This is a genomic window from Ruegeria sp. CG4 (assembly GCF_056537185.1).
Map to the genome: position 1 here is coordinate 177,849 of NZ_JBQFRB010000010.1, position 6,050 is coordinate 183,898.

The window sequence follows — 6,050 nt, forward strand, 5'->3', positions numbered from 1 at the left end:
TTTGAAAAGATGAAGGGAGGGGTCATGGCTTTGGCCCTGACCGAACTTACGGTCTCGCATTTCCGGTCCCACAAACTGGCGCGTTTGTCTTTGGATGGGCGGCCCGTGGCGATCCATGGACCGAACGGGGCTGGCAAGACCAATATCCTAGAAGCGGTTTCACTGTTTTCGCCGGGTCGTGGAATGCGACGGGCCAGCGCGGCGGAGATGACTCGGCGCCCCGAGGCGCTGGGCTGGAAGCTGTCCGGGCTGTTGCAGGCGCAGGGACAGCGATACGAGATTGAGACCTGGTCGGAAGGTGGTGCGGCGCGACAGGTTCGGATTGACGACAAGGCCGCCAGTCAGATTGATCTGGGCAAGCTGGCGCGGGTGGTCTGGCTGATTCCGTCGATGGATCGGTTGTGGATCGAGGGCGCCGAAGGGCGGCGCCGGTTCTTGGACCGGATCGCGCTGAGTTTCGACCCAAGCCATGCCGAGGCATCGTTGATCTACGAAAAATCCATGCGGGAACGGAATCGCTTGCTGAAGGAGCAGGCGAGGGATGCCCATTGGTATGCCGCCCTGGAAGGTCAGATGGCGGAGATGGGGCACCGGATAAATGTGGCCCGGTTATCGGCGCTGGACCATCTGCGCGCAGCGCAGGATCAGGCAGAAACGGCATTTCCGTCTGCTGAACTGGAGCTGGTGCAGACCGACGGGACGATGCCCGGGACGGCGGAAGACTTGCGTTACGCATTGAATGAAAGCCGCTTTCGCGATTTGGCGGCGGGGCGGACTTTGGTTGGGCCGCATCGGTCGGATCTGTATGGGGCGTATGCGGCCAAGGGCGTGCCTGCCAGGGATTGTTCAACCGGCGAGCAGAAGGCGCTTTTGGTTTCGCTGATCCTGTCCAATGCGCGGGCTTTGGCCGGGATGGTGGGTGCGCCGCCGATCGTGTTGCTGGATGAAGTTGCCGCCCATCTGGATGCCGACCGACGGGCCGCGCTTTATGATGAGATCTGCGCGCTTGGTGCTCAGGCCTGGATGACGGGCACCGGGCCTGAGTTGTTTGCGGAATTGGGTGAGAGGGCCCAGACGCTGGTTGTCACGGAAGGCGACGAAGGCTCGGTCGTGACGCCTTAGGCGGGTTCGCTGACCTTGCGTTCCCAAAGGAAGCCGCGCATGACTTGATCCACAGGTGTTTTGGCCATGTGATTGACGTAGTTCGACATGGTCTTCTGAGCCAGACCCAGTACCACGTCCAGAACAGCACGGTGTGAGTAGCCCGAATCAAAGAAGGTTTGCAATTGCGCCTCGGAGACGTTGCCGCGGGTTTGCATCATTTGCAGGGTAAAGGTGCGCAATGCTTCGAGTTTGGCATTGGGCAGCGGGGTCTCGTTGCGAAGCGCTTCGGTGATCTCATCCGAAACCTTCATCATCTTCGCGATGCCGGTATGAGCGGGCACACAGTAGTGGCATTCATTTTCAACATTGATGGTCTGCCAGACGACGGTTTTCTCGTCATTGTCGAAATCGGTCTGCATGAACAGGCCATGCAGGACCTGATAACCTTCCAGATGCTGGGGGCTTTCAGCCATCACCTTGTGCAGGCCGGGCAGACGGCCAAACGCGGCCTGGGATTTCTCGAGAAGCGGTTTGGATCCTTCTGGTGCGGATTCGAGGTCGTGGGAGGGGAAGTTGGCCATGTCGGAACTCCTGTTTTCTGGCGACTGAGTCCGAAATAGTCTTTCTTGAGTGATCACTCAAGTATATATTTGAGTGAACGTTCAAGTATTGGTGAAGAAGATGCCCCGCAAACCCGCTTATGACCGAGACGCTCTGATCGCGAAGGCCAGGGATATTTTTTGGCGTCAGGGCTGGGCCGGGACGTCGCTGAAGGATCTGGAACGCGAACTTGGCCTCAAGCCGGGCAGTTTTTATGCGGCATTTGGGTCCAAGGATGCGCTTTATGCGCTGACGCTCGAACGGTACGCGCAGGATGGTGTGGCGCGCCTTATGGCGCTGGCCGAGGAATTAGGGCCGCTTGAAGCATTGAAGGCGCAGCCACGGATCGTGATCGATTCTGCCCAGATGCCTGCAAGGGCCTGCATGTTGGCCAAAACCTACGCCGAGTTGCGGTCGAAGGATCACGAACTGGCCGAAAAGGCGAGCCGTCATATGGCGGATATGAAAGTGTGTTTTGCAACGCTGTTTCGCCGCGCGCAGGAGGCCGGAGAAATCGGCGCGGATCTTAACCCGGACCGTCTTGCGGCGCGGTATCAATCCGACTTGTTGGGACTGCGTTTATCGGCCGAGCGCAGCGATGTGAATGCCCTGGAAATCGCGGCGGATATCGCGGCGGATATCGACCGGCTTTGATCTGCTGAAAAAACCAAGTTCCGCCACAAAATGTGGGGGGATCGCGTGACATTCCCCACCAGAAAACGTATAAGTTACCAAAATAATATAGGTACTAACGGCATGTCCGAAGACGCACAGGCACCACAAGAATACGGCGCGGATTCTATCAAAGTTCTCAAGGGCTTGGAGGCTGTCCGCAAGCGCCCCGGCATGTATATCGGTGACACCGATGATGGCTCGGGTCTGCACCACATGGTGTACGAAGTTGTCGATAATGGAATTGACGAAGCTCTGGCCGGTCATGCCGACCATGTGACCGTAAAAATTCACGCCGATTCCAGCGTTTCGGTCAGTGATAACGGACGCGGGATTCCGGTCGATATCCACCCTGAAGAGGGCGTGTCTGCCGCCGAGGTCATCATGACCCAGTTGCACGCGGGCGGTAAGTTCGACAGCAACTCGTACAAGGTGTCGGGCGGTCTGCACGGCGTGGGCGTATCGGTGGTGAACGCGTTGTCCGACTGGCTGGAGCTGCGGGTCTGGCGCAACGGAAAAGAGCATATTGCCCGGTTTGAAGGGGGCGAGACAGCCGAGCATCTGAAGATCGTGGCCGAGTGTGGTGGCCGCACCGGGACCGAGGTGCGGTTCCTGGCTTCGACCAATACGTTTTCGAACCTGGAGTATTCCTTCGAGACGCTGGAAAAGCGCCTGCGCGAACTGGCCTTCCTGAACTCGGGCGTGCGGATCATCCTGATCGACGAACGTCCGGCGGAGCGGCTTGAGACCGAACTGTTCTATGAGGGCGGCGTAAAAGAATTCGTCAAATACCTGGACCGTTCGAAAAGTGCTGCGATGCCCGAGCCGATCTATATCAAGGGCGAACGCGATGATATCGGTGTCGAAATCGCAATGTGGTGGAATGACAGCTACCATGAGACGGTTCTGCCCTTCACCAACAACATCCCGCAGCGCGATGGCGGGACACATGTGGCCGGATTCCGGGGCGCGCTGACCCGGACGATCAACAACTACGCGCAGTCCAGCGGGATCGCCAAGAAGGAAAAGGTCAGCTTTACCGGCGACGACGCGCGCGAAGGCCTGACCTGTGTGTTGTCGGTGAAAGTCCCCGATCCGAAGTTCTCGTCCCAGACCAAGGACAAACTGGTGTCGTCTGAAGTGCGCCCGGCGGTCGAAAGCCTGATGAACGAAAAGCTGGCCGAATGGTTCGAAGAAAACCCGAACGAGGCCAAGACTATCGTCGGTAAGATCATCGAGGCCGCTCTGGCCCGTGAAGCCGCGCGCAAGGCGCGCGAACTGACCCGTCGCAAGACGGCGATGGACGTGAACTATCTGGCGGGCAAGCTGAAGGATTGCTCCGAGAAAGATCCGTCCAAGACCGAAGTCTTCCTCGTCGAGGGAGACTCGGCTGGCGGTTCTGCCCAGACGGGCCGGGATCGTCTGACTCAGGCCGTTCTGCCCTTGCGCGGGAAGATCCTGAACGTCGAGCGTGCCCGGTTCGACCGGATGCTGTCGTCTCAGGAAATCGGCAACCTTGTCATGGCGCTGGGCACTGGTATTGGCCGCGATGAGTTCAACATCGAAAAGCTGCGCTACCACAAGATCGTCATCATGACCGATGCCGACGTGGACGGCGCGCATATCCGAACCTTGCTGCTGACCTTCTTCTATCGGCAGATGCCGGAGCTGATCGAGGGCGGGTATCTCTATATCGCGCAGCCGCCGCTATACAAGGTTTCGCGTGGTAAATCAGAAGTTTACCTGAAGGATCAGGCCGCGCTGGACGATTATCTGATCAACCAAGGGGTTGAGGGCGCGGTGCTGAAACTCGGTTCGGGGGAAGAAATCACCGGCCAGGATCTGACCCGCGTGGTCGATGAAGCACGGCAGTTGAAACGTGTACTGGATGCGTTCCCGACCCACTACCCGCGCCATATACTGGAACAAGCTGCCGTTGCCGGGGCCTTTGTGCCGGGCGCGGTTGATGCCGACCTGCAAGGCGTGGCCGACAAAGTCGCCGCCCGTCTGGACCTGATCGCGCTTGAATATGAACGCGGGTGGCAGGGCCGGATCACGCAGGACCACGGCATCCGGCTGGCCCGCATCCTGCGCGGTGTCGAAGAAGTGCGCACGCTGGATGGCCCCATGCTGCGTTCGGGCGAGGCGCGCAAGACGGGCAGCTTCACACAAAGCCTGCAAGAGGTTTACAACACCCCTGCGACCCTGATCCGCCGGGACCGTATGCAATCGATTCACGGTCCATTGGATCTGCTTCGCGCAATTCTGGAAGAAGGCGAAAAGGGCCTGTCGCTGCAACGGTACAAAGGTTTGGGTGAAATGAACCCCGACCAGCTTTGGGAAACAACGCTGGACCCCGATGCACGCACACTGTTGCAGGTGCGGGTGGATGATATGGTCGAGGCGGATGATCTGTTTACCAAACTGATGGGCGACGTGGTCGAACCGCGGCGGGAGTTCATCCAGAAAAACGCGCTGAGTGTTGAGAACTTGGATTTTTAGTCAGGTTGTAGGTGCGCCCTTAGCTTTGCATTTCGCCCAAAGATTTGCATTTTTGGCCCAAACCTCTGGGCGCATTAATCTTCAACTTTCTTAGTTCGAGGTTCTATATCTTCGGGTCTCATTCTTTGCTTGTTTAGCGCCATCGCCGTATTGCCGGGGAAGGTTTTCGGATGGCCGCTTCCAGCCCAAAGCGGACATTCAAAATCGAGCTTTGCATCAACTATGCCTTGAGACAAAGCAGGCGAACGCTTGGGGAAACCGCGCATACAGCCAGTATTCGGGGTTTTGAAAACCTTGTTATTCGGGCAATCCACCAGCAACCATCGCACCAAAATACCGGTCCTGGTCCTCAGTATGCATAAAGGGTGTGTTTCTGTGTGTAGAAACACGGAAGTCCGGCCGGATTTCGAGTAATTTCTTTGCTTCAACCTGAGCATCTTCCAGACGTCCCATTTCAGCAAGGGTTGCAACCAAGATTCGGCGCGGAGGAAGCGACTTTGGATAAGTTGAGACACCGGTTTTTGCCAGCAGAATTGCCTGTTCGTAATCTCTGACTAGGAATTGAGAAAGGGCCGCGTTAAAATTGTACCAGCCGGGATAACGTGGGTTGACCTTTTTTGCCTTGTTGTTCCACTCAATCGCTTCGGCTGGCTCACCCATAAGCGACCTTAAAAAGCCCATACCATATAGGACCTCAGGATCATTGGGGTTCTCCCTTATTGCCCGCTGAAATGCCTGGTACGCGAGTTGATGATCGTGGTCTGCAAACAAATGTAGCTGGCCCAAGCGGTGTTGAACGCGATAGTCCGATTGATCCAGTTCTAACGCACGCTGTGCGTGCCTGCGGGCTTTGTTCAGCGCGGTTTCTGGATCGTCCGACCCACCAAAGCGCCAAAGGCTAAGATAGCGACCGCTCAGTTCAATATGGGCAGAAAGGTAGTCTGGATCGAGCACTATTGCTCGTTCCAGAAGTTCTATTGCCTCTTTCCGACTCGCAGTATTCAGCAGCTTGCTTTTGGCGACAGCCCTCAGAAAAAGTTCATACGCTTCTAGATCATCGGTTGGCCGTTTCCTAAGCGACGCGATTTCTTCTTCCTCAACTACTATTTTCAGGGTGGATGCGATTTCCCGAATAAGGTCGGCCTGAGCGGAAAACAATTCTTCGACGCCAA

At 57.0% G+C, this 6,050-nt stretch carries 5 protein-coding genes; 3 read left to right on the forward strand and 2 right to left on the reverse strand.

Annotated elements, in window-relative coordinates; all coding sequences use genetic code 11:
* Positions 1-24: 24 nt before the first annotated feature.
* Complete coding sequence (gene recF, locus ACR0J2_RS21000) at positions 25-1,122, forward strand: DNA replication/repair protein RecF (protein ID WP_480813723.1); 1,098 nt, start codon at positions 25-27, stop codon at positions 1,120-1,122.
* Here the strand turns inward: recF and ACR0J2_RS21005 are convergent.
* Positions 1,119-1,685, reverse strand: a complete 567-nt coding sequence (locus tag ACR0J2_RS21005; RefSeq protein WP_480813724.1) for a carboxymuconolactone decarboxylase family protein — start codon at positions 1,683-1,685, stop codon at positions 1,119-1,121. The two genes, recF and ACR0J2_RS21005, sit on opposite strands and share 4 nt — an antisense overlap.
* A gap of 100 nt (positions 1,686-1,785) precedes the next feature.
* On the opposite strand from ACR0J2_RS21005, the gene ACR0J2_RS21010 reads away from it, so the two are divergent.
* Positions 1,786-2,358: a TetR/AcrR family transcriptional regulator gene (locus ACR0J2_RS21010; RefSeq protein WP_480813725.1), complete on the forward strand. Its 573-nt coding sequence runs from the start codon at positions 1,786-1,788 to the stop codon at positions 2,356-2,358.
* Between the two features lie 102 nt (positions 2,359-2,460).
* Complete coding sequence (gyrB, locus tag ACR0J2_RS21015; protein ID WP_480813726.1) at positions 2,461-4,878, forward strand: DNA topoisomerase (ATP-hydrolyzing) subunit B; 2,418 nt, start codon at positions 2,461-2,463, stop codon at positions 4,876-4,878.
* Positions 4,879-5,175: 297 nt separating this feature from the next.
* On the opposite strand, the gene ACR0J2_RS21020 is transcribed toward gyrB, so the two are convergent.
* Positions 5,176-6,050, reverse strand: an 875-nt coding sequence (locus ACR0J2_RS21020) for a tetratricopeptide repeat protein (RefSeq protein WP_480813727.1), incomplete at its 5' end; no start/stop codon positions are given.

Excerpts from the sequence above, each read along its gene's own strand:
- recF (WP_480813723.1), top strand. The coding sequence starts at position 25 with ATGGCTTTGGCCCTGACCGAACTTACGGTCTCGCATTTCCGGTCCCAC.
- ACR0J2_RS21005 (WP_480813724.1), bottom strand. The coding sequence starts at position 1,685 with ATGGCCAACTTCCCCTCCCACGACCTCGAATCCGCACCAGAAGGATCC.
- ACR0J2_RS21010 (WP_480813725.1), top strand. The coding sequence starts at position 1,786 with ATGCCCCGCAAACCCGCTTATGACCGAGACGCTCTGATCGCGAAGGCC.
- gyrB (WP_480813726.1), top strand. The coding sequence starts at position 2,461 with ATGTCCGAAGACGCACAGGCACCACAAGAATACGGCGCGGATTCTATC.